Origin of the sequence: Streptomyces tibetensis, assembly GCF_040647715.1 — a bacterium.
In the GTDB taxonomy this organism is placed as follows: Bacteria; Actinomycetota; Actinomycetes; order Streptomycetales; family Streptomycetaceae; genus Streptomyces; species Streptomyces tibetensis_A.
In genome coordinates this window covers 50,986-71,722 of record NZ_JBEZCR010000015.1, presented here as the reverse complement: position 1 = coordinate 71,722, position 20,737 = coordinate 50,986, and the positions used below count along the sequence as shown (strand labels likewise).

General features: G+C 70.7%; 21 protein-coding genes. 8 read left to right on the top strand and 13 right to left on the bottom strand.

What is annotated here, in order from left to right; translation table 11 throughout:
• Nucleotides 1-40 precede the first annotated feature (40 nt).
• Entirely contained in the window at nucleotides 41-487 is a 447-nt protein-coding gene (locus AB0B29_RS32530; protein ID WP_053670580.1) for a DUF2550 domain-containing protein, read from the top strand.
• A 35-nt stretch (nucleotides 488-522) separates the two neighbouring features.
• Here the strand turns inward: AB0B29_RS32530 and AB0B29_RS32525 are convergent, their stop codons facing one another.
• The 3 genes from AB0B29_RS32525 to AB0B29_RS32515 all read right to left on the bottom strand — a co-directional run bounded on the left by AB0B29_RS32525 (nucleotide 523) and on the right by AB0B29_RS32515 (nucleotide 4,333).
• Entirely contained in the window at nucleotides 523-2,349 is a 1,827-nt protein-coding gene (locus tag AB0B29_RS32525) for a glycoside hydrolase family 18 chitinase (protein WP_362245449.1), read from the bottom strand.
• Nucleotides 2,350-2,492: 143 nt separating this feature from the next.
• On the bottom strand, nucleotides 2,493-3,143 hold the full coding sequence (locus AB0B29_RS32520; protein ID WP_362245447.1) for a response regulator transcription factor: 651 nt from the start codon (nucleotides 3,141-3,143) through the stop codon (nucleotides 2,493-2,495).
• Nucleotides 3,140-4,333 carry a sensor histidine kinase gene (locus tag AB0B29_RS32515; protein ID WP_362245445.1) on the bottom strand — a complete coding sequence of 398 codons (1,194 nt, stop codon included), beginning with the start codon at nucleotides 4,331-4,333 and terminating at the stop codon, nucleotides 3,140-3,142. The genes AB0B29_RS32520 and AB0B29_RS32515 overlap by 4 nt, the downstream gene beginning before the upstream one ends.
• A gap of 153 nt (nucleotides 4,334-4,486) precedes the next feature.
• On the opposite strand from AB0B29_RS32515, the gene AB0B29_RS32510 reads away from it, so the two are divergent.
• A complete protein-coding gene (locus tag AB0B29_RS32510; RefSeq protein ID WP_362245443.1) occupies nucleotides 4,487-5,065 on the top strand; it encodes a hypothetical protein in 579 nt (192 codons plus the stop codon).
• Between the two features lie 68 nt (nucleotides 5,066-5,133).
• On the opposite strand, the gene AB0B29_RS32505 is transcribed toward AB0B29_RS32510, so the two are convergent.
• The 3 genes from AB0B29_RS32505 to AB0B29_RS32495 are packed head-to-tail and all read right to left on the bottom strand — an operon-like array spanning nucleotide 5,134 to nucleotide 7,284.
• The gene (locus tag AB0B29_RS32505) at nucleotides 5,134-5,706 is read right to left on the bottom strand and encodes a cob(I)yrinic acid a,c-diamide adenosyltransferase (RefSeq protein WP_362245441.1); all 573 of its coding nucleotides are present in this window, start codon (nucleotides 5,704-5,706) and stop codon (nucleotides 5,134-5,136) included.
• Between the two features lie 19 nt (nucleotides 5,707-5,725).
• Nucleotides 5,726-6,469, bottom strand: coding sequence for an ABC transporter permease (locus AB0B29_RS32500; RefSeq protein WP_362245658.1), 744 nt, complete (start codon nucleotides 6,467-6,469; stop codon nucleotides 5,726-5,728).
• A 32-nt stretch (nucleotides 6,470-6,501) separates the two neighbouring features.
• Nucleotides 6,502-7,284: an ABC transporter ATP-binding protein gene (locus tag AB0B29_RS32495; RefSeq protein WP_362245439.1), complete on the bottom strand. Its 783-nt coding sequence runs from the start codon at nucleotides 7,282-7,284 to the stop codon at nucleotides 6,502-6,504.
• 79 nt (nucleotides 7,285-7,363) lie between these two features.
• Here AB0B29_RS32495 and AB0B29_RS32490 point away from each other — a divergent pair, with 79 nt between their 5' ends.
• The 4 genes from AB0B29_RS32490 to AB0B29_RS32475 all read left to right on the top strand — a co-directional run bounded on the left by AB0B29_RS32490 (nucleotide 7,364) and on the right by AB0B29_RS32475 (nucleotide 12,222).
• A complete protein-coding gene (locus tag AB0B29_RS32490) occupies nucleotides 7,364-8,005 on the top strand; it encodes a TetR/AcrR family transcriptional regulator (RefSeq protein WP_362245437.1) in 642 nt (213 codons plus the stop codon).
• A gap of 126 nt (nucleotides 8,006-8,131) precedes the next feature.
• Complete coding sequence (locus AB0B29_RS32485) at nucleotides 8,132-8,980, top strand: 3-hydroxyacyl-CoA dehydrogenase family protein (RefSeq protein ID WP_053670570.1); 849 nt, start codon at nucleotides 8,132-8,134, stop codon at nucleotides 8,978-8,980.
• A gap of 150 nt (nucleotides 8,981-9,130) precedes the next feature.
• Entirely contained in the window at nucleotides 9,131-9,454 is a 324-nt protein-coding gene (locus AB0B29_RS32480; protein WP_053670569.1) for an STAS domain-containing protein, read from the top strand.
• A gap of 263 nt (nucleotides 9,455-9,717) precedes the next feature.
• A complete protein-coding gene (locus AB0B29_RS32475; RefSeq protein ID WP_362245435.1) occupies nucleotides 9,718-12,222 on the top strand; it encodes an ATP-binding protein in 2,505 nt (834 codons plus the stop codon).
• A gap of 69 nt (nucleotides 12,223-12,291) precedes the next feature.
• On the opposite strand, the gene nucS is transcribed toward AB0B29_RS32475, so the two are convergent.
• Nucleotides 12,292-12,963 carry an endonuclease NucS gene (nucS, locus tag AB0B29_RS32470; protein WP_030854272.1) on the bottom strand — a complete coding sequence of 224 codons (672 nt, stop codon included), beginning with the start codon at nucleotides 12,961-12,963 and terminating at the stop codon, nucleotides 12,292-12,294.
• A 256-nt stretch (nucleotides 12,964-13,219) separates the two neighbouring features.
• On the opposite strand from nucS, the gene AB0B29_RS32465 reads away from it, so the two are divergent.
• On the top strand, nucleotides 13,220-13,612 hold the full coding sequence (locus tag AB0B29_RS32465; RefSeq protein WP_053670566.1) for an SCO5389 family protein: 393 nt from the start codon (nucleotides 13,220-13,222) through the stop codon (nucleotides 13,610-13,612).
• Between the two features lie 84 nt (nucleotides 13,613-13,696).
• Here the strand turns inward: AB0B29_RS32465 and AB0B29_RS32460 are convergent, their stop codons facing one another.
• A complete protein-coding gene (locus AB0B29_RS32460; protein WP_362245433.1) occupies nucleotides 13,697-14,725 on the bottom strand; it encodes an LLM class flavin-dependent oxidoreductase in 1,029 nt (342 codons plus the stop codon).
• A gap of 264 nt (nucleotides 14,726-14,989) precedes the next feature.
• Here AB0B29_RS32460 and AB0B29_RS32455 point away from each other — a divergent pair, with 264 nt between their 5' ends.
• Nucleotides 14,990-15,322, top strand: a complete 333-nt coding sequence (locus tag AB0B29_RS32455) for an ATP/GTP-binding protein (protein ID WP_362245431.1) — start codon at nucleotides 14,990-14,992, stop codon at nucleotides 15,320-15,322.
• Between the two features lie 6 nt (nucleotides 15,323-15,328).
• Here AB0B29_RS32455 and AB0B29_RS32450 read toward each other — a convergent pair whose 3' ends face one another.
• The 5 genes from AB0B29_RS32450 to AB0B29_RS32430 all read right to left on the bottom strand — a co-directional run bounded on the left by AB0B29_RS32450 (nucleotide 15,329) and on the right by AB0B29_RS32430 (nucleotide 20,628).
• Nucleotides 15,329-16,210 carry an ABC transporter permease subunit gene (locus tag AB0B29_RS32450; RefSeq protein ID WP_362245429.1) on the bottom strand — a complete coding sequence of 294 codons (882 nt, stop codon included), beginning with the start codon at nucleotides 16,208-16,210 and terminating at the stop codon, nucleotides 15,329-15,331.
• Nucleotides 16,207-17,556, bottom strand: a complete 1,350-nt coding sequence (locus AB0B29_RS32445; protein ID WP_362245427.1) for an ABC transporter ATP-binding protein — start codon at nucleotides 17,554-17,556, stop codon at nucleotides 16,207-16,209. The genes AB0B29_RS32450 and AB0B29_RS32445 overlap by 4 nt, the downstream gene beginning before the upstream one ends.
• A gap of 308 nt (nucleotides 17,557-17,864) precedes the next feature.
• The gene (locus tag AB0B29_RS32440; protein WP_362245425.1) at nucleotides 17,865-18,635 is read right to left on the bottom strand and encodes an ABC transporter permease; all 771 of its coding nucleotides are present in this window, start codon (nucleotides 18,633-18,635) and stop codon (nucleotides 17,865-17,867) included.
• A 3-nt stretch (nucleotides 18,636-18,638) separates the two neighbouring features.
• Nucleotides 18,639-19,607, bottom strand: a complete 969-nt coding sequence (locus AB0B29_RS32435) for an ABC transporter ATP-binding protein (protein ID WP_362245423.1) — start codon at nucleotides 19,605-19,607, stop codon at nucleotides 18,639-18,641.
• An 85-nt stretch (nucleotides 19,608-19,692) separates the two neighbouring features.
• Nucleotides 19,693-20,628 carry a cellulose-binding protein gene (locus tag AB0B29_RS32430; protein WP_184850054.1) on the bottom strand — a complete coding sequence of 312 codons (936 nt, stop codon included), beginning with the start codon at nucleotides 20,626-20,628 and terminating at the stop codon, nucleotides 19,693-19,695.
• Nucleotides 20,629-20,737: the final 109 nt, after the last annotated feature.

The window sequence follows — 20,737 nt, the reverse complement described above, 5'->3', positions numbered from 1 at the left end:
TTTACGTTCCGTTACCTAGGAGACGAGGAGGTCGGTGTCGATGGTCCTCGCTCTGACTGTGTGCGGAATCGTGGTGGCCCTCGTGGTGGTGGGCCTTTTCGTCTTCGGCCTGCGCCGCCGACTGATCCAGCGGTCGGGCGGCACCTTCGACGCCAGCATGCGCTGGGACGCCCCGGCCGAGGGCGACACCAACGGCAAGGGCTGGGCGTACGGGGTGGCCCGGTACAACGGTGACCGCGTCGAGTGGTACCGCGTCTTCTCCTACTCACCGCGTCCGCGCCGCACCCTGGAGCGTTCCGCGATCGAGGTGGCCGGCCGCCGGGTCCCGGAGGGCGAGGAGGAGCTGGCGCTGCTCTCCGACCATGTGATCCTCGCCTGTCTGCACCGGGGCACACGCCTCGAACTCGCCATGAGCGAAGACGCGCTGACCGGCTTTCTCGCGTGGCTGGAGGCAGCCCCGCCCGGTCAGCGCGTCAATGTGGCCTAGGGCCCAAGACCCTTCGAACTTTTCTTCCGTCCGGCCTACTTCAGGCCGCTGTCGATGGCCGCCGCCAGCTCGCCGTTGGCCGTGTCTCCGCTGAACTCCCAGAAGAACGCGCCGCCCAGGCCCTGGTTCTTGGCCCAGCTCATCTTGCCCGCGATGGTCGCCGGGGTGTCGTACGACCACCAGTTGCTGCCGCAGTGGGCGTACGCGGTGCCGCCGATGGTGCCGGTGGCGGGGCAGGAGTTCTTGAGGATCTTGTAGTCCTCGATACCCGCCTCGTAGGTGCCCGGCGCGGGCCCGGTCGCGGTGCCGCCGGGGGTGGCCTGGGTGACACCGGTCCAGCCGCGGCCGTAGAAGCCGATGCCGAGCAGGAGCTTGCTCGCCGGGACGCCCTTGGCCTTGAGCTTGGCGATGGCGGCCGCGGAGTTGAAGCCGTCCTTCGGGATGCCGTTGTACGAGGTCAGCGGGGAGTGCGGGGCCGTCGGGCCGGTCTTGTCCCAGGCGCCGAAGTAGTCGTACGTCATCACGTTGTACCAGTCGAGGTACTGGGCGGCGCCGCCGTAGTCGGCCGCGTCGATCTTGCCGCCGGAGGAGCCGTCGGCGGTGATGGCCGCGGTGATCAGGTAGTTCGCGCCGAACTCGTTGCGCAGGGCCTGGGAGAGGTTCTTGAAGGCCGCCGGACCGGACGTGTCACAGCTCAGGCCGCAGGCGTTCGGGTACTCCCAGTCGATGTCGATGCCGTCGAAGACGTCGGCCCAGCGCGGGTCCTCCACGACGGCCTTGCAGGACTTGGCGAACGCGGCGGCGTTGGCCGCTGCCTGGCCGAAGCCGCCGGAGTAGGTCCAGCCGCCGAAGGAGTACAGCACCTTGATGTGCGGGTACTTGGCCTTCAGCTGCCGGAGCTGGTTGAAGTTGCCGCGCAGCGGCTGGTCCCAGGTGTCGGCGGTGCCGCTGACGGACTGGTCGGCGGTGTAGGCCTTGTCGTAGGCGGCGTAGGTGTCGTCGACGGTGCACTGGCCGTTCTTGACGTTGCCGAACGCGTAGTTGATGTGCGTGATCTTCGCGGCCGTGCCCGAGGTCACCAGGTTCTTGACGTGGTAGTTGCGGCCGTAGACGCCCCACTCGGTGAAGTAGCCGAGCTTGACCTTGTCGCCGGTGGGGGGCGGCTCGGTGGTGCCGCCGGTGGTGCGGACCCGGACGGCGCCGCTGACCGGGCCGGTCTGGTCGGCGGTGTCACGGGCCTGGACCGAGTAGGAGTAGTCCGTGCCCTTGGTCAGGCCGGTGTCCGTGTACGAGGTCGTCGCCACGGTGGCGACCTTCGTGCCGTCGCGCAGGACGTCGTAGTTCTTGACGCCCTTGTCGTCGGTGGCCGCGGACCAGGACAGCTTCACCGAGGTGTCGGTGATGCCGGAGGCGGTGGGGGTGCCGGGGGCGGTGGGCGCGTTGTCGCCGGGCTCGGTGGTGCCGCCGTCGCAACTGCCGCCGTTGAGCCTGCAGTTCGCGGGGGAGCCGGTGCCGCTGCCGTTGAAGCCGAACGAGACGGAGGCGCCGGGGGCGAGGGTGCCGTTCCAGGACTTGTTCTTCGCGGTCCAGTGGGTGCCGGAGGAGGTGACGTCGGCGTCCCAGGAGGAGGTGACGGACGTGCCGGAGGGGAAGTCCCACTCGACGGTCCAGGAGCTGAGGGTCGTGGTGCCGGTGTTCTTCACCGTCCACTTGCCCTCGAAGCCGGAGCCCCAGTCCTGGGTCTTGGCGTAGGTCGCGGTGGCGGACGTGGCTGCCTGGGCCGGGCTCGCCAGGCCGACGAGGCCGGCCAGCGGGAGCAACAGCGTCGCGAACCCTGCTGCGGCTCTGTGTCTGAAGCGCATGGTGCGCCTCCTTGATGGAGTTGTGGGGGCGTGACTGAGCCTCACGCCCACTCATGGTGCGGCGAGAATAGAAAGGTCTGGACCACCGGTCAATAGGTCTGGACCACCACACTTTGTGCAACCAGCGTCGGCCCCGGCCCGCTTCAGACGCCCAACTCCTGTGCCAGCACGGCGGCTTGCACCCGGCTCCGCAGCCCCAGCTTCCCGAGCAGCCTGCTGACGTGCGTCTTCACGGTCGCCTCTGCCATGTCGAGCCGCTCCGCGATGTCCGCGTTGGACAACCCCCGGCCGAGGCAGGACAGCACCTCGCGCTCCCGCCGGGTCAGCTGTTCGAGCACCGCCGGATCGGCCGTGGTCTCCCGGGCGGGCTTCGCGGCGAACTCCGCGATCAGCCGCCGCGTCACGGCCGGGGCGATCAGACCCTCCCCGCGCGCCACCGTCCGCACGGCCTCCAGCAGTTCACTCGCCTCGGTGTTCTTCAGCAGGAACCCGGAGGCGCCCGCCCGCAGCGCCCCGAAGACGTACTCGTCGAGGTCGAAGGTGGTCAGCACCAGCACGTCGGCGAGTCGTTCCGCGACGACCTGCCGGGTCGCCGACACCCCGTCCAGACGCGGCATCTGAACGTCCATCAGCACCAGGTCCGGCCGCAGCTCACGGGCCAGCGCCACCGCCTGCTCACCGTCCGCCGCCTCGCCGACCACCTCGATGTCGGGCGCGCTGCGCAGGATGAGGACCAGACCCGCGCGGACGGCGGACTGGTCCTCGGCGACCACGACCCGGACAGGCGAGCTCATGCGGTGTCTCCTTCGGCACGGTGGCTGACGGGGATGGTGGCGTGTACGGCCCAGATCCTGCCCTCGGGCGAGTCCTCGGGGGCGGCGTCGAACGTGCCGTCCAGCAGGGCCACGCGTTCTCTCATGCCGATCAGACCCGCGCCCGATCCGGGGACGCGCGGGGCGTCCCGGTCCCCGTAGGGGCTGGTCACGCTGACGACGAGTGAGCCGTCCCGCTGTGTCAGGGACACGGTGACCCGGCCCGGTGCCGCGTGCTTGAGCGCGTTGGTCAGCGACTCCTGCACGATGCGGTAGGCGGCGAGCTCGACGGGGGCGGGCACCTCACTCCGTTCGGCGTCGAGGGTGACGTCGAGGCCGTTGGCACGTGCGCCGTCCACCAGCGAGCCCAGGCCGTCGAGCGTGGGTGCGGCGGACGGCTCCACGTCGCCGCTGCTGTCGCGCAGGATGCCGATCAGCCTCCGCATCTCGGCGAGCCCCTCCACGCTGTTCTCGCGGATGACCACGAGCGCCTCCCGCGAGGTCTTCGGATCGTCGAGGGACAGCGCGGCAGTGGAGTGGATGGCGATCGCGGACAGGTGGTTGGCGACCATGTCGTGCAGCTCGCGCGCCATCCGTGCGCGTTCGGCGGTGACGGCCTGGGTGCGGTCCATCTCGGCGAGCAGTGCGGTCTGTTGGGCGCGCAGCCGGGCCGCGTCGGCGGCCTCGCGGTGGTTGCGCACGATCAGCCCGGTCGAGGCGGGCCCGAAGGTGACCAGGCCGGTGACCACGCCGATCAGCAGCGCCTCGGGCTCGCGCCAGACCGCGAACGGCACGACGGCTCCGGCCACGGTGAGCAGCCCGGTGATCCGAGGAATGCGGTGCGCCGAGGCGGGCGGGCCGTACAGGACGGCCGCGTACATCAGGTCGGTGTACATCAGGATCGAGACCAGGTTGCCCTGGGTGACGACGTCCAGGACGATCGCGGCCGTACCGATCAGCAGGCCGGTGCGCGGGGCGGCTGTGCGCAGCAACTCGCAGCCGGCGAGCACGAACAGCGGCAGCAGGACCGGCCAGCGCCCGGGCAGGAGCACGTGCACCTCGGTGCTCGGTCTCGTGGCCAGGCCGACACCCCACAACAGCAGCCCGCCGAGCAGGCTGCCGAGCGCGACGTACACGTCGAAACGTCGGGGGCGGGGGAGTCCGGCGGCCATGGCACCATCCAACACGGCCGGTCGCACCCCGCGCATGATCCGCGCGTAGGGGCTCCGGCTGCATCTTTCGATGTACCCGGGGTTCGTCAGTCGCGACGACGATTCCCGCCGCCCTGCCCGGGAGCCTGGAGAGGTGACCGAGAGGAGCGAGAAGTGATCGTCGCCTTGATCGCCGCCTGCGAGATCGGCTTCTGGGTGCTGCTGGCGGCCGGCCTGTCCGTCCGTTACCTGCTGCGCATGCCGCGTACGGGGCTGGCGCTGCTGTTGTGCGAGCCGCTGCTGGAGGTCGTCCTGCTGGTCGCCACCGCGGTGGACCTGAAGAACGGTGCCGAGCCGAACTGGACGCACGGCCTGGCCGCGCTGTACATCGGCTACACGGTCGGGCACGGCCACCGCACGGTGAAGTGGCTCGACGGCCACGCCGCCCACCGGCTGGGCGGCGCCCCGAAGCCGATCGGGCCACCGCGCTACGGCATGGCCCGGGCGCGCTACGAGGGGAGGGTCTGGCTGGGCACCCTGGTGGGCGCCGTCGTCGCGACCGGGCTCCTCCAGCTGGCCATCTGGTACGTCGACGACCCGAGCCGCGTCACCTCCCTGGAGAGCTGGCGCCATGTGGCCTGGCGTGCGGCTGGGATCCACGGACTGATCGCGCTGAGCTATCTGATCTGGCCGCGGAAGGCTCCCGCGGGGGAAGCCGAGAGGCAGATCGACAAGGAGAGGGTGCGACGGTAGCCCGGTTCCTCGGCTGCCCGTGCGTCGTGGCTTGCCGCGCAGTTCCCCGCGCCCCTTTCAGGGGCGCTTCAGCGCTCCCCGCCCGGGACCCACAGCACGTCTCCGACCTCCTTGTTCGCCGTCCTCGCGAGGATGAACAGGAGGTCGGAGAGGCGGTTGAGGTAGGTCGCCGTCAGGGGGTTCATCACCTCGCCGTGTGCCTCCAGCGCCGCCCAGGTGGAACGCTCCGCCCTGCGGACCACCGTGCAGGCCTGGTGGAGCAGGGCCGCGCCGGGTGTGCCGCCGGGGAGGATGAAGGAGCGGAGTTTCTCGAGCTGCTCGTTGAAGCGGTCGCAGTCCGCCTCCAGCTTGTCGATGTAGAACTGCTCGACCCGCAGGGGCGGGAACTCCGGGTTCTCCACCACCGGCGTCGACAGGTCCGCCCCCACGTCGAACAGGTCGTTCTGGACGCGGGTGAGGACCGTGACGATCTCCTCGTCCAGGCCGCCCAGGGCGATGGCCGTGCCGATCGCCGCGTTCGCCTCGTTGGCATCGGCGTACGCGGAGATCCGCAGGTCGGTCTTGGCGACCCTGCTCATGTCGCCGAGGGCGGTGGTGCCCTGGTCGCCGGTCCTGGTGTAGATGCGCGTCAGATTGACCATGTGGCCAGCGTAGTTACGCTCAGGCGGTTCGGAACACACGTGTGCCCACCGTCACGGACAGCGCCGTGAGGGCGACGGCCACCAGCGCGCCGTAGAGCATGTGGGGTGTCGTGTAGCTGCCGACGTAGGCGTCGCGCACCGCGTCCACCAGGTAGCGGAACGGCATGAGGTGCGACAGGGCGTTCAGCCAGGCCGGGCCCAGGGTCATCGGGAGCATCAGGCCGGACAGCAGCATGGACGGCATGGTCAGCGCGTTGATCGCCGGACCGAAGCTCTGCGGGGTGTCCACCCTCATCGCCAGCGCGTACGACAGGGCGGCCAGCGAGAGCGTGAGCAGGGCGACGAAGGCGAAGCCGATCAGAACACCCGCCAGCGGCGCCCGCAGGCCCATCGCCACCGCCGCGAGCACCAGCAGCGCGGCCTGGAAGACGAAGACCGTGGCGTCCCGCAGCACCCGGCCGAGCAGCAGGGCCAGTCGGCTCACGGGAGTGACGCGCATGCGCTCGACCACGCCGTGGCCCTTTTCGATGATGATCGAGAAGCCCGCGAAGGACGCCCCGAACAGGCCGAGTTGGAGGAGCAGCCCGGGGACGAGCACCTGCCAGGAGCTGCCTCCCGCGCCGAGCGGCAGGTCCGTGAGCAGGGGGCCGAAGAACAGCAGGTACAGCAGCGGCATGAGCACGCCGAAGAGCAGCGCGAAGCGGGAGCGCAGGGACTGACGGAGGTAGCGCCCGTAGACGAGCGCGGTGTCGTGCAGCAGCATCGGGGTTCCTCTGCCTCTCATAAGGGGTTTCCTCATACGGCGACGGGGGTCTGCTCGGCCGGGGCGGCATTGCGGCCGGTGATGGCCAGGAACGTGTCCTGCAGCGAGGCGTCGAGCGATCCGCCGTACCGCAGTTTCAGTGCGCTCGGGGTGCCCTCGGCGACGACCACGCCGTGGTCGACGACGACCAGCCGGTCGGAGAGGGCGTCGGCCTCGTCGAGGTAGTGCGTGGTCAGGAACACCGTCGTGCCGTACTCGTCGCGCAGCCGGCGCACCAGGTCCCACAGGTCGGCGCGGCTGCCGGGGTCGAGGCCGGTCGTCGGCTCGTCCAGGAACAGCACCTTCGGGCGGTGGGTGAGTGCCATCGCGATGTCGAGCCGCCGCCGCTGACCGCCGGAGAGCGCACCGCACGTGCGGTCGAGGAGTTCGGTGAGGTCCAGGTCGCGAGCCAGCTCCTCGGCGCGCTCGGCCGCCTGCACCTTCGGCAGCCGGTACAGCCGCCCCTGGGTGACCAGCTCCTCGCGGACGCTGATCTGCGGGTCGACGCCGCCGGACTGTGCCACGTAGCCGCTGACCCGCCGTACCCCGGCCGGGTCGGTCGCCAGGTCGTGGCCCGCGACGGTGGCGGCGCCGCCGGTCGGTGCCAGCAGGGTCGTGAGCATCCGCAGGGTCGTCGTCTTGCCGGCGCCGTTCGGGCCGAGGAAGCCGAGGATCTCGCCCTCGCGGACGGACAGGTCGATGGAGCGCACGGCCTCCACGGGGCCGTTCTTGGTCAGGAAGGTACGGGCCAGCCCGGCCGTACTGATGATTGCCATGGCCCCAGAAAAACAGAGTCTCTTAAAGTTTGCAATGACCCCAAGTTTTGGGGGTCTCCATGGAAGCTAGGATTCGGACATGGCTGAGGGGCTCAGGGAACGGAAGAAGCGCGAGACCAGACAGCGCATCTCGGACATCGCCACCGGGCTGTTCCTGGAGCACGGGTTCGTGACGGTGACGATCGCGGAGGTGGCGGAGGCCGCCGACGTCTCCGTGAACACCGTCTACAACTACTTCCCGGCCAAGGAAGACCTCTTCTTCGACCGCTCCCAGGGTGTCGTCGACCGGCTCTCCCGCTGGGTGCGCGGCCGGGACGCGGGGGAGTCGGCCGCCCGGGCGGTACTGCGCGAGCTGCGCGCCGAGATCGAGGCCGTCTCGCCCCGTGTGGGCCTCATCGAGGGCTACGACCGTTTCATGCGCTGCATCGAAGAGGCGCCACCGCTGCGCTCCCGGCTGTGGAGCATCCAGCAAGAACTCCAGGACAATCTGGAGGCGACCCTCCGCGAGGAGACCGGCGCCACCGTCGGCGACCCGCTGCCCGGGCTGATCGCCGGTCAGATCTGCTGGGTCCACGGCACCCTTTTCGTGGCGATCGGCCGCGAGATGGTCAAGCGGCGCAACCCGGACGAAGTGTCACGGGAGATGCTCGTCGTTCTCGACGACGTCGAGGAGCTGTTGAGCGAGAAGGTGCTCAACTACGCCGTCCGGGGCGCTCGGTGACCCCTGCCGGTGTGATGTCCGTCATGTGAGACGTGACGCGCATTACTTACTGGTCACACAGCCACTCACGAGCGCTAGTGTCCGCCCGAGAGGCAGACATAAGCAGCGCGTCAGGGGAGTCGCACAGTGGCACGGAAGCTCGCCGTCATCGGAGCCGGCCTCATGGGATCCGGCATCGCCCAGGTCTCCGCACAGGCGGGCTGGGAGGTGGTCCTGCGCGACGTCACCGACGAGGCACTGACGCGGGGCACCGACGGCATCAAGGCGTCGTACGACAAGTTCGTCGCCAAGGGCAAGCTGGAGGCGCACGACGCCGACGCCGCCCTGGCCCGCATCACCGCGACCACCGACCTGGACGCCGTGGCGGACGCGGACGTGGTCGTCGAGGCCGTGTTCGAGAAGCTCGAGATCAAGCACGAGATCTTCCGCGCGCTCGACAAGATCGTGAAGGACGAGGCGGTCCTCGCCTCCAACACCTCCGCCATCCCGATCACCAAGATCGCGGCGGCGACGGAACGCCCGGAACGGGTCGTCGGCACGCACTTCTTCTCGCCGGTGCCGATGATGCAGCTGTGCGAACTGGTGCGCGGCTACAAGACCAGTGACGAAACCCTCGCCACTGCCCGGGAGTTCGCCGAGTCGGTCGGCAAGACCTGCATCGTCGTCAACCGCGACGTCGCCGGCTTCGTGACGACCCGTCTCATCTGCGCCCTGGTCGTCGAGGCCGCGAAGCTGCAGGAGTCGGGCGTGGCGAGCGCCGAGGACATCGACTTGGCCTGCAAGCTGGGCTTCGGCCACGCCATGGGCCCGCTGGCGACGGCGGACCTGACCGGCGTCGACATCCTGCTGCACGCCACGAACAACATCTACACCGAGTCCCAGGACGAGAAGTTCGCGGCTCCCGAGTCGATGCGCCGGATGGTTGACGCCGGTGACATCGGACGCAAGAGCGGGCAGGGCTTCTACAAGCACTGAAACCGCACATGCCCCGGGCCCATCACACCCCAGGGTGAATTCGGTATCGGTTCGCTTACAGGAAGCAACCTCTGACTCCTCCACACAGTCAGAGGTTGCATCACCCACATCCAGAACGCGGAGCACGATTCGCACGCACGGGGAGCGCATATGTACATCAGGGGCGACCACGCCGGGCTGGTCGTCGGGGGCCGCCTCGACGTCCGGAGCGCGGCGGACGCCCGTACGGTCCTGCACTCGGCCGTCGACGACGGAGTCGGGGACCTCGTGCTGGACCTGTCCGAACTGGACTCCTGGGACGCCACCGGACTGGGTGTGATCATGGGGGCCCACCGACGGGCCGGCCGTTGCGGCCGGCGCCTGGTGCTGCGCGACGTACCGCCGCAGATGCAGCGCCTGCTGGTGGCCACCCGACTGCACCGGATCCTGGCGATCGAGGGAGGCATCGGGGTGGAGACGCTTCCCCGCGTGTGACGGCTCGTACGGGTGTGAGCCGGGCGACCGGGGAGACCCGGACGCGCGTCGCCCCATCGTGTGACGCGCACAATCCTCACGAGACCGTGACGTTACGGACGGAGCGGTACCCCGGACTGTCGTAGATACTGTGCGAAGGTTTAGGGTTCGGCTGCCCGCTGCCTTGACACCCTTCGGCGGGACCGGACCAGAGGCGACAGCGCGGTGTGCAGCAAGGCCGGGAGGGGCTTTTCCAAGCACGCACGCTTTTGGGGGCTTGACCTATGGATCCTGACAACCAGGGACCCGAGGAGTACGGCCACGACGGCGACGGCCCCGCGCCGCGCCAGCGCCCTCCGCGGGAATCCCTCACCCCGGACTTCGCCCAGCACGCGCCGGCACTCGCCCGCACGGTCCAGCTGGTCACCGGTGATTTCCTGCTGACGGTCAACCCCGTCGACGGCAGCGAGATAGAGGCCTGCCCGCCCACCGAACGGCCCGCACGGCCCGTGAAGCTCACCGCGGCCGAGCGCGCCGAGGCCGAGCGCGCGGCCCGTCCGCCCGTCCCGCCGGGCCCCCCGCAGCCCGCCCTGCCGCTGCTGGCCCGCCAGGACGAACGCGAGCGCCTGGTGCGCCTGCTCGCCCGCGGCCGCTCCACGCGCCTGACCGGCCCGGCAGGCTCGGGCCGCACCCGCCTCCTCGACCTCGTCGCCGAGGACTGCTCCGACCTCGCCCCGGACGGCGTCGTCCGTCTCAACGGCTTCGGACGCACCTGCGACGACCTGCTGTACGACCTGTTCCACGCGGTGTACAGCGCCCCGCTGCACCGTCCTGACCGGGACGAACTCCTCGGTCACGTCCGTGAGATCGGCGCGGTCGTCGTCCTCGACGACCTGGAGTTCGGCGGCGCCGCGCTGGACGAGCTGCTGGAGGCGACCCCCGAGTGCGCCTTCCTGCTCGGCGCCACCCCGGACGTGCCGGCCCCCTCCGCCGACGCCGCCGTCGAGGAGGTCGTCCTCGGCGGACTGGAGCGCGCTGCCGGGCTCGACCTGCTGGAACACGCCGTCGGCCGGGCCCTCACCGAGGACGAGTCCACCTGGGCCGGCGACCTCTGGTTCGAGTCCGAGGGGCTGCCGCTGCGCTTCGTCCAGGCCGGCGCCCTGCTGCGGCAGCGCGACCGGCTGCGCGCCGGCACCAGCGCCGTCGACGAGTTCGGCGTCTTCGAGGACGCGCCCCCGGCCGACAGTGCCGAGATCTACGACCTCGGCGACGACGTGCCCCTGCCCGCGCTCGGCGAGGCCGCCGCGCCCGCGCCGCTGCTCGCCTCCCGGCTGAGCGCCTCCGCCCGCGCCACCCTGCGGTTCGCGCTCGCCCTCGGCGGCGAGGTCCCGCACCAGGCGCATCTGCCCGCCCTGGTCGGCGACACCCACGCGGACGCCGCTCTCGGCGAGCTGGCCGCCTGCGGTCTGGTCTCCCCGGTCGGCTCCCGCTACCGTCTCGCCGCCGGCGTGCCGGCCCAGCTGGAGGCCGCCGGGTACGCCGACGAGGCCGAGGCCCGGGCCCGCAGCGCCGCCCAGCACTACTCCTGGTGGGCCGGGCACCCCTCGGTCACCCCGGAGCGCGTGTGCGCCGAGGCCGACGCGCTCCTCGCCGCCCTGGCCCTCCTCGGACCCGCCACCCGGCCGCCCGCCGAGGGCGAGGAGAGCGCGGCCGTGCACCTGGCCCGCACCGCCGCCCCGGCGTTCGCCGCCGGACTGCACTGGAGCGCCTGGGAGCGGGCCCTGCGCTCCGGCGCCGAGGCCGCCCGGCTCGCCGGGGACGTGGCCGAAGAGGCCTACTTCCACCACGAGCTCGGCGTCCTCGCCCTGTGCGCGGGGCAGCTCGACCGGGCCCGCGCCGAACTGGAGGCCTCCATCGGCCTGCGCGGCGCCCTCGCCGACAAGCGCGGCACCGTCGCCGGCCGCCGTGCCCTCGCCCTGGTCGCCGACCGCTCGGGCACACCGATCGGGCTCGGGCCGACCGCGGGGGAGGAGGTGCCCGACGCCCGTGACGAGGAGTCGGCGTCCCCGCCCGGCGGTGTTCCGGCGCCCTTCCCCACCCTCCAGCAGCCGCCCTCCCCGGCCCTGGTCACCCACCGCAGCTCGCCCGCGCCCTCACGGGCGGCCCGGGGCGGCCTCAAGGGCTTGGCCCGGCGCAACCTCGTGGCCGCCGGAGCCGGGGCCCTGCTCGTCGCCGTCCTGGGCACGGTGGTGACGCTCGGCGCCACCTCCGACAACGGCAAGAACCCGCCCTCCGGCCAGGTCGGCGTCAACCCGTCCGCCAGCCAGGGGGTCGAAGACGACGACCTCGGCGCCGACCGGCCGGAGAACGACGGCGGCGGCGACACCGGGGAAGTGCCCGCCCGCCCGACGGACCCGGGCCCGGACGGCACGCTCGGCACGTCGGACGACCCGACGCCGACGGCCTCCCCGAGCGGTTCGCAGGACCCGAGCGACTCAGCGTCGCCGTCGAAGCCGCCGTCGTCCTCGAAGCCGCCGTCCACGTCCAAGCCGCCGGCGACGTCCAAGCCGCCCGTGACGTCGAAGCCGCCGACGTCCAAGCCGCCCACGTCCGAGCCGCCGACCTCGCAGCCGCCGACGTCAGAGCCGCCCACCTCGCAGCCGCCGACGACCAGCCCGTCCACCTCCGACTCGGCCAGTGGACCGGCCCCGAGTGCTCCCACGAGCACCACGGCGAGTGCGCCGCAGAGCACCACGGGCGCGCCGAGCAGCCCGGACACGGTGATCTGACACAACCGCACCGACAGCAGGGCCGGGTCCGTTCCACGGACCCGGCCCTGTTCGTCGTCGTGCGGCCTGTCAGAACAGCCGCAGCTTGTCGTCCTCGATGCCCCGCAGCGCGTCGTAGTCGAGCACCTGGCAGCCGATGCCCCGGTCGGTCGCGAGGACGCGGGCCTGGGGCTTGATCTCCTGGGCCGCGAAGACGCCGCGCACCGGGGCGAGATGGGGGTCGCGGTTGAGCAGCTCCAGGTAACGCGTGAGCTGTTCCACGCCGTCGATCTCACCGCGCCGCTTGATCTCCACCGCGACGGTCTTGCCGTCGGCGTCCCGGCACAGGATGTCGACCGGTCCGATGGCCGTCGGGTACTCGCGGCGGATGAGCGTGTAGCCGTCGCCGAGTGTCTCGATACGGTCGGCGAGCAGCTCCTGGAGGTGCGCTTCCACGCCGTCCTTGATCAGGCCCGGATCGACGCCCAGTTCGTGCGAGGAGTCGTGGAGGACTTCCTCCATCGTGATGATGAGCTTCTCGCCCGCCTTGTTGACGACGGTCCAGACGCCTTCCTCCTCGCCGGTGCCCTCCTTCAGGGTGCAGGGCGGCGACATCCAGTTCAGGGGCTTGTAGGCCCGGTCGTCGGCGTGGATCGAGACGCTGCCGTCCGCCTTCACCAGGATCAGGCGCGGGGCCGAGGGAAGGTGGGCGGTGAGCCGCCCGGCGTAGTCCACGGAACAGCGGGCAATGACGAGACGCATGGTCGGCAACGCTACTCGACGGGCACCTGTCGACGCGATTCGCCCTGGAAAACACGTGTTCGGTAATGGCCGATTGTGTGCATGGTGTGCGCATTGGGAGTGTCTCATCTGCGCATTTTCCTGGTGCCGTCACCGCGCGTTGCTTACCGTATGAACGGGAGGTCGCGGTGCGTGTACGCAGCGTGTCCGGTGTCGCGAACTCCTTTTTCTGTCCGGCAACCCCTGCCCGCCGGGCGGGGGTGCGAGAGGAGAACTCATGTCGCTCGACGTCTCACCGGCCCTACTCGAACAGGCCGAGCGAGGCGAGGTCGACGAAGCGGAATTCGTCGACTGCGTCCGGATCTCCCTGCCCTATGCGTGGGAGATGATCAGCTCACTGGTGGCCCAGCTGAAGGTGGACGGCGGCGCGTTCGCCGACAACCAGACGCCCCCGCCGGACGAGCAGGCACGCGGTCAGCTGCTGCGTGCACTTGCGAGTGACGCGATACGCGGCGCGCTGCAACGGCACTTCGGTGTCCGCCTGGCCTTTCAGAACTGCCACCGGGTGGCCGTGTTCCCGCTCGACTCCTCGGTCGACGAGAAGCTGGACCGTTTCACCTCGGTCCGCAGTCAGGTGCTGAACCAGTCTCCCGAGTTCCGGGACTGCTGACGCGGCGCCATTTGCTTGCCGCTCCGTACGCGGGAGGTGCGGTTCTGTACCGGAGCGGCAAGCCCCCAGGACGTCACCGTGCTCTCAGACGAGTTGGGGGAGCACCTCGGCGCCCAGCCGCCGCACGTTCTCCTCGGTCGCCGCCAGGTCCCCGGAGCCCTCGACGAGCAGCGCGAAGCGGGAGATGCCCGTCCGCTCGCTGGTCGCCGCCAGCCGGTCCGCGCACAGTCGCGGGGTGCCCACCGGGTGGAGCCCGCAGAGCAGTTCGGTGTAGGCCAGCGGGTCGCGCATCCGGCGCGTGCGCCCGTCGACCGTGACATGCGCCTCCAGGCCCTGCTTCAGCCAGCCCGGCATCGCCTTCATCAGCGTCTCCGCCGCGTCGACCCGCCGGTCGGCGATCTGGCAGACGCCGGCCGACACATGTGACGCGCCCAGGATCTCCTCGGGCGACCGGCCGCAGGCCCGCGCGTGCTGCCGCCACAGCGCGACCATCTCGGCTTTCTCCTCGTCACCCACGTGCATCCCGAGCAGCATCGACAGGCCCCGCTCGGCTGCCAGCCGCACACTCGACGGCGAGGTGCAGGCGACGACCAGCTCGGGCCCCGAACCCTCCGTCAGGGCCTCCGACGGCCGCGGCACCACCGGGACTTCACGGAAGCGGAAGCGCTCCCCGTCGGCCGCCACGGACGACTCGCGCAGCCACCGCACCAAAAGCTCCAGGGACTCCGGGAACCCTCGCTCGTACGCCTCCAGACCCGCGCCGAACACCTCCAGGTCGACCCAGGGACCGCCGCGTCCGACACCGAGCGTGAAACGGCCGTCGCTCGTGTGGTGCAGCAGCGCCGCCTGCTCGCCGAGGGCCACGGGGTGCACGGTGGGCAGCACGCTGACCGCCGTACCGACCCGGATGCGCCGGGTGCGGCCCAGCAGCAGGGCGGCCAGGGTGATGGCCGACGGGCACGTGCCGTACGGCACGAAGTGGTGCTCGGCCAGCCAGACCGCGTCGAGCCCGGCCTCCTCGGCCACCTCGGCCGAGCGGACCGCACGGTGCAGCGCCTCTCCCTCGCCCTGACCGGGGAACCGGGCCGCCAACACGAAACTTCCAACGCGCATCGCTTTCCTGCTTCCTTGGCTCCGACACGGAGCTCCCCCACAGCGCATAAACGTCTGACACGTGCCGAGGACACGGCCGGGCGGAGTATTTTGCGGATTGTCTGCAGAATGCGCGGTTCCGCCGGGAGCCCGGGGAGGGCACCCGGGGTGAGTCCGCCGGGCCCGCGAGGCACTTGTGGCGATTGGTGCCGTACGCGTACCCGGCTGCGCGCCGCGTAGGCTGAATACGGCCCGTGCTTCCTGTATAGCCCCGAGAGGTGTCCCGTGTCCCCGCGTCGCAACCGACCCAAGGACGCCGGTTCTTCCGGCCGGAGCGCCGAGGACGACCGCCCCGGCCGCTACGGCGGCTGGCAGTCCTCGGAGAACTGGCAGGGCGAGAACTGGAACGTACGGCACGTGGCCGGCGCGAGCGCGCAGGGCAAGTCGTACCGCTGCCCCGGCTGCGACCAGATGATCCCGGACGGGGTGCCCCATGTGGTGGCCTGGGCGGAGCACACGGGCGTCGACGACCGCAGACACTGGCACAAGGCCTGCTGGAACGCGCGGGACCGCCGCACCCCGGGGGTGCAGCGGTCCCGTAACGCGCCGAGGTTCTGACCGGGCTCAGACGTCCCGCTTCTCCTGGAGCACGAAGGCGCCGGCGAACGCCACGGCCGTGACGCCGAGGATGATCCACAGCGGGTCCCAGCCGGACGGGCCGGACTGGCTGAGGGAGTTGGCGTAGAAGACGCTGAGCTGGTTGGGGATCGAGTACTCGAACAGTGCGTCGCGCACACCCTGCAGGGACTCCGAGAACATGAACAGCGCGATCACCAGCGGGGCCAGCACGGCGCCGATCATGATGGTGATGGCGCCCGCCGAGTGGCGGATGATCGAGCCGACGAGGAGCGAGAGCAGGCCGAGCAGCGCGATGTAGAGCGAGATGCCGACCGTGCCCTTCAGCCACTCACCGCCGGAGGGGGACCTGGCGCCGTCGCCCTCCAGCATCGCCACGTGCAGGAAGGCGACGAGGGCCGCGGACACCAGCGTCACGACGAACGCGGTCAGGAAGAACACCACGGCCTTCGCCGCCAGCACCCTGCCCCGGCTCGGGCACGCGACCATCGTGGTGCGGATCATGCCGGTGCCGTACTCCGAGGCCGTGGTCAGCACGCCCAGCGTGATGATGCACATGCTGCCCAGCAGCAGGCCGAAGAAGCCGAGGCCGAGGGGGCTTTCGCCGTCCAGGGCCGGGTCGGACCCGGCCACCACCACGCCGGTGAGCGTGCCGATGCCGATGACGAGCAGGACGAACACGCCGAGCGTCCACAGGGTGGAGCGCACCGACCTGATCTTCGTCCACTCGGACGCGATGGCGTGCCCGAGATGCGTGCGCACGACCGGGATCGGCGAGGTGTAGCCGGGACCACCGGGGTAGGGGGCGGAACCGGGAGCCGCCTGCCAGGCGGGCGCGGCCTGCGGCGTCTGGGGCTGGGGGCTGCTCATCGGGCGTCCTCGGGCTTGGTCAGGTCGGAGTTCGGGGCGGCGGCGGGCGCGGCCGGCGCGGCGGCGGACTGCGCGGGCGCGGCGGCCGGCTGGGGCGCGGGCTGGGGAGCGCTCTGGGGGGCCGGCGTGGCGGACGCGTCGGCCGAACCGCCCGCCTCGCCCTGCGACGCCGGCTGAGGGGCGTTCTGGGGCGCCTGGGGCGTGGGCTGGGCGTACGGGTTGGGCGCGCCCGGGACGGGGGCGCCAGGGGCGCTCGGGGCGGCGCTGTGAGCTCCCGGGGCGCCGTACGGGCCCGCAGGAACCTGGCCCGGTGCGCCGCCCTGCTGGGGCGGCGGCGGGGCGTACCAGCCCGGCTGGCCCTGCCCGGGCACCGGCATCGGCGGCTGCGCCCCGGGCGGCAGCGGCTGCTGGAGCCCTTCCTTCTGGTCGATGGTCGAGCGGTAGTCGACGGCGCCCTGCGTCATCCGCATGTACGCCTCCTCCAGCGAGGCCTGGTGCGGCGACAGCTCCCACAGCCGTACGTCGGTGCCGTGCGCGATGTCACTGATGCGGGGCAGCGCCAGCCCGGTCACGCGCAGCGCGCCGTCCTGCTCGGGCAGTACATGACCGCCCGCCTCGGTGAGCGCGGCCGACAGCTTCTCGCGCTGCTGCGGCTCGGTGTCGGGCGTGCGCACGCGCGCGAAGTCCGCCGAGTTCGCCGAGATGAAGTCGGTGACGCTCATGTCCGCGAGCAGCTGCCCGCGTCCGATGACGATGAGGTGGTCGGCGGTCAGCGCCATCTCGCTCATCAGATGGGAGGAGACGAAGACCGTACGGCCCTCGGCGGCCAGCGCCTTCATCAGGTTGCGCACCCAGAGGATGCCCTCGGGGTCGAGGCCGTTGACCGGCTCGTCGAACAGCAGCACCTGCGGGTCGCCGAGCAGCGCGGCGGCGATGCCGAGCCGCTGCCCCATGCCGAGGGAGAAGCCCTTGGACCGCTTCTTGGCCACGTCCTGCAGACCGACGACCCCGAGCACCTCGTCCACCCGCCGGGACGGGATGCCCGAGAGCTGGGCCAGGGACAGCAGATGGTTGCGGGCGGAGCGGCCGCCGTGCACCGCCTTCGCGTCCAGCAGGGCACCGACCTGGCGGGCGGCGTTGGGCAGCCTGCGGTACGGATAGCCGCCGATCGTCACCTGCCCGGCCGTCGGATTGTCCAGGCCGAGGATCATGCGCATCGTCGTCGACTTGCCCGAGCCGTTCGGCCCGAGGAAGCCGGTGACGGCCCCGGGCCGCACCTGGAAGGAAAGGTTGTACACAGCGGTCTTGTCGCCGTAGCGCTTCGTCAGGCCGACTGCTTCGATCATGCTCCGCACCCATCGCAAGGTTCAGGACAGCGGGGCACACGCCCCCGTAAGGGTTAGGAGGATATCGAGGCGCTGACGGTTCCTTCCAAGAGGAGGTAAAGGTCCGGCGCGTCAGTGGTCCCCTAGGGCCTGTCGTTTGGATCAGCCCGCAGACGCGGGGCCTGGTACGCGCATCTGCCGCGTTGTCGTCGGTTGCCGACGCTCCGCGTCGACGCCCTCCTCTGCCTTGCAGCCGCACGCACCAGGCCCCGCTCACCGGCACTGACAAGAACCGCCGATGTCCTGCACCCTGATCCAAACGACAGGCCCTAGGCGTCGCGCTTCTTCAGCAGCACATAGCCGCCGATCAGCGCCGCCAGCACCCACAGCCCCATGATCCCCAGACCGCCCCACGGTCCGTACGGGGTGTCGTCGTCGATCGGCGTGACCACCTGCATGATCTTGCTGCCGGCCTGGTCGGGAAGAAAACGGCCGACCTTCTTCGTCGCGTCGACATTGCCCAGAATGTTGGAGATCAGGAAGAAGAACGGCATCAGGATGCCCAGCGACAGCATCGGCGAGCGCAACATCGCGGCGACACCCATGGAGAACATCGCGATCAGCGCCATGTAGAGGCCCCCGCCTAGCACGGCCCGCAGTACACCCGGGTCGCCGATCTCCGCCCGGTGCGAGCCCAGCATCGCCTGTCCCAGGAAGAAGGCGGCGAAGCTGGTGACCAGGCCGACGAGCAGGGCGAGCCCACTGGCGACGGCGATCTTGCTGAACAGGAAGGAGCCGCGCTGCGGCACCGCGGCCAGCGAGGTGCGGATCATGCCGGTGCTGTACTCGTTCGACACGACGAGCACACCGAACACGATCATCGCGAGCTGACCGAGGCTCATCCCGGCGAAGCTGATGAACGTCGGGTCGAACTCCGCCCGGTCCTGCGCGCTCATCGAGTCGAACTCGTTCTTCGACAGCGCCGAGATCAGCATGCCGAGGGCGACCGTCACGACCACCACCAGCGAGAGTGTCCACACCGTGGATGCCACCGACCGGATCTTGGTCCACTCCGACCGTACGACCTGTGTCACCGCCATGCCTCAGCCCCTCTTCCAGCCGTCGCCCCACTGCTGCCGCGGTGGCTCGGGGCTCGTCGCGCTCGTCCCGCTGTGTGCGTGGTACTCCACCGCCCCCGCGGTCAGCTGCATGAAAGCCTCCTCCAGCGAGGCCTGTTGCGGGCTCAGCTCGTGCAGCGTGATCCGGTGCTGTGCCGCCAGCTCACCGATGTGCTCGGCCTTGCCGCCGTCCACCTCCAGCACCCCGTCACCGCTCTCCACGGCCACGATCCCGGCCTGGTGCAGCACGTCGAGGAGCCGCTCCCGCTGCGGGCTGCGGACCCGGACGTACGAACGTGAGTTGCGGTCGATGAAGTCCGCCATGGAGGTGTCCGCGAGGAGCCGCCCCTGTCCGATGACGACGAGGTGTTCGGCCGTCAGGGCCATCTCGCTCATCAGGTGGGAGGAGACGAACACGGTCCGGCCCTGCGCGGCGAGCGACTTCATCAGGGTGCGGATCCAGTGGATGCCCTCGGGGTCGAGGCCGTTGACCGGCTCGTCGAACATCAGGATCCGCGGATCGCCGAGCAGCGCGGCCGCGATGCCGAGCCGCTGCCCCATGCCCATCGAGAAGCCCTTGGTCTTCTTCTTCGCGACCGCCGTCAGCCCGACCGTCTCCAGCACCTCACGCACCCGGCTGCGCGGAATGCCGTTGCTCTGGGCGAGGCACAGCAGATGGTTGTAGGCGGTGCGCCCGCCGTGCCAGGCCTTGGCCTCCAGCAGGGCGCCGATGTACGTCAGCGGGTCCTTGAGCTGCTGGTAGTGCTTGCCGTCGATACGGACGTCACCGGCGGTCGGATGGTCGAGACCGAGGATCATCCGCATGGTCGTCGACTTGCCCGCGCCGTTCGGCCCGAGGAAGCCGGTGACGATGCCCGGTCTGACGGTGAAGGACAGGTTGTTGACCGCCACCTTCTCGCCGTACCGCTTCGTCAGCCCCTCGAGCTCAATCATGCCGCCACGCTAGAGCGTGGCAAAGCCCTCTGCCACCCGAGCGGCAGAGGGCTTTGCGGAGGTTCAGACTCCGTATACCCCGGTGTTACCGGGACTGCTGGGCCGGGACCCCACGGGAGATCGGCTCGTCCTCGGCCGGCGTGCCGGCGGCGGCCACCGCGGCGCCCGTGAGCGTCGCGAGCATCTCGCGGACGTTCGTCAGCTGGGCGTTGATGCTGTCGCGGCGGTTGGTGAGGGCGGCCAGCTCGCGCTCGGATTCCGAACGGATGCGGTCGGCCTTGGCGTTGGCGTCGGCCACGATGTCCTCGGCCTGCCGCTGGGCCGTCTCGACCGTCTGGCGGGCGCGGCGCTCGGCGTCCGTGCGCAGCTTCTCGGCCTCCAGGCGCAGCTGCTCGGCGCGGTGCTCGATCTCGGCGAGGCGCTTCTCGGCCTTGGCCTGACGGGAGGCCAGGTCGCGCTCGGACTGCTCGCGGCGCTTGGCCAGGTTCGTCTCGAAGTCGGCGGCGGCCTGAGCGGCCTTGGCGCGGGTCTCCTCGAAGAGGGCGTCCGCCTCCTCACGCTTGGACTGCGCGTCCTTCTGCGCCTCGGAACGCAGCTGAGCGGCGTCACTCTTGGCCTTCTCGACGATCCGCAGGCCCTCGTCCTCGGCCTTCGCCTTGCGCTCCGCGGAGTACGACTCGGCGTCGTTGCGCACCTGCTGGGCGGCCGACTCGGCGAGCTCGCGGTGCTGCTCGGCGGCGCGCCGGGCCTCCTCGCGCAGGTCCTTCGCCTCTTCCTCGGCGAGGCGGAGGATCTTCTCCACGCGCGCGCCGAGACCCGCGTACGACGGCTCGGCGTCGGTGATCTGGGCCTGGGCGTTCTGCGTCTCGAGGTGGAGCTCTTCGATGCGCTTTTCCAGAGCGGTGATGCGGGCGAGAGCGCTGTCACGGTCGGAGACGAGCTTGGAGATACGTTCGTCCACCTGAGCGCGGTCGTACCCACGCCGCACAAGCTCGAAGCCGTAGGGGGAAGTGTCGCTCATGGGGTTCCTGTCGAATGAGACCGGTGAGGTGATAGGTGGAATCCTAGGGGCCGAAACGGTGTGTCATCGAGCGGATGCGCGTTTGATCTGGAAAATGAGACCCCTTTTG

Coding starts and splice junctions, on each gene's coding strand:
- AB0B29_RS32430 (WP_184850054.1), bottom strand. CDS start 20,628: ATGAGCGACACTTCCCCCTACGGCTTCGAGCTTGTGCGGCGTGGGTAC.
- AB0B29_RS32480 (WP_053670569.1), top strand. CDS start 9,131: ATGTACATCAGGGGCGACCACGCCGGGCTGGTCGTCGGGGGCCGCCTC.
- AB0B29_RS32505 (WP_362245441.1), bottom strand. CDS start 5,706: ATGGTCAATCTGACGCGCATCTACACCAGGACCGGCGACCAGGGCACC.
- AB0B29_RS32530 (WP_053670580.1), top strand. CDS start 41: ATGGTCCTCGCTCTGACTGTGTGCGGAATCGTGGTGGCCCTCGTGGTG.
- AB0B29_RS32500 (WP_362245658.1), bottom strand. CDS start 6,469: ATGCTGCTGCACGACACCGCGCTCGTCTACGGGCGCTACCTCCGTCAG.
- AB0B29_RS32440 (WP_362245425.1), bottom strand. CDS start 18,635: ATGGCGGTGACACAGGTCGTACGGTCGGAGTGGACCAAGATCCGGTCG.
- AB0B29_RS32460 (WP_362245433.1), bottom strand. CDS start 14,725: ATGCGCGTTGGAAGTTTCGTGTTGGCGGCCCGGTTCCCCGGTCAGGGC.
- AB0B29_RS32445 (WP_362245427.1), bottom strand. CDS start 17,556: ATGATCGAAGCAGTCGGCCTGACGAAGCGCTACGGCGACAAGACCGCT.
- AB0B29_RS32515 (WP_362245445.1), bottom strand. CDS start 4,333: ATGGCCGCCGGACTCCCCCGCCCCCGACGTTTCGACGTGTACGTCGCG.
- AB0B29_RS32475 (WP_362245435.1), top strand. CDS start 9,718: ATGGATCCTGACAACCAGGGACCCGAGGAGTACGGCCACGACGGCGAC.
- AB0B29_RS32495 (WP_362245439.1), bottom strand. CDS start 7,284: ATGGCAATCATCAGTACGGCCGGGCTGGCCCGTACCTTCCTGACCAAG.
- AB0B29_RS32435 (WP_362245423.1), bottom strand. CDS start 19,607: ATGATTGAGCTCGAGGGGCTGACGAAGCGGTACGGCGAGAAGGTGGCG.
- AB0B29_RS32525 (WP_362245449.1), bottom strand. CDS start 2,349: ATGCGCTTCAGACACAGAGCCGCAGCAGGGTTCGCGACGCTGTTGCTC.
- AB0B29_RS32490 (WP_362245437.1), top strand. CDS start 7,364: ATGGCTGAGGGGCTCAGGGAACGGAAGAAGCGCGAGACCAGACAGCGC.
- AB0B29_RS32520 (WP_362245447.1), bottom strand. CDS start 3,143: ATGAGCTCGCCTGTCCGGGTCGTGGTCGCCGAGGACCAGTCCGCCGTC.
- AB0B29_RS32450 (WP_362245429.1), bottom strand. CDS start 16,210: ATGAGCAGCCCCCAGCCCCAGACGCCGCAGGCCGCGCCCGCCTGGCAG.
- AB0B29_RS32465 (WP_053670566.1), top strand. CDS start 13,220: ATGTCGCTCGACGTCTCACCGGCCCTACTCGAACAGGCCGAGCGAGGC.
- nucS (WP_030854272.1), bottom strand. CDS start 12,963: ATGCGTCTCGTCATTGCCCGCTGTTCCGTGGACTACGCCGGGCGGCTC.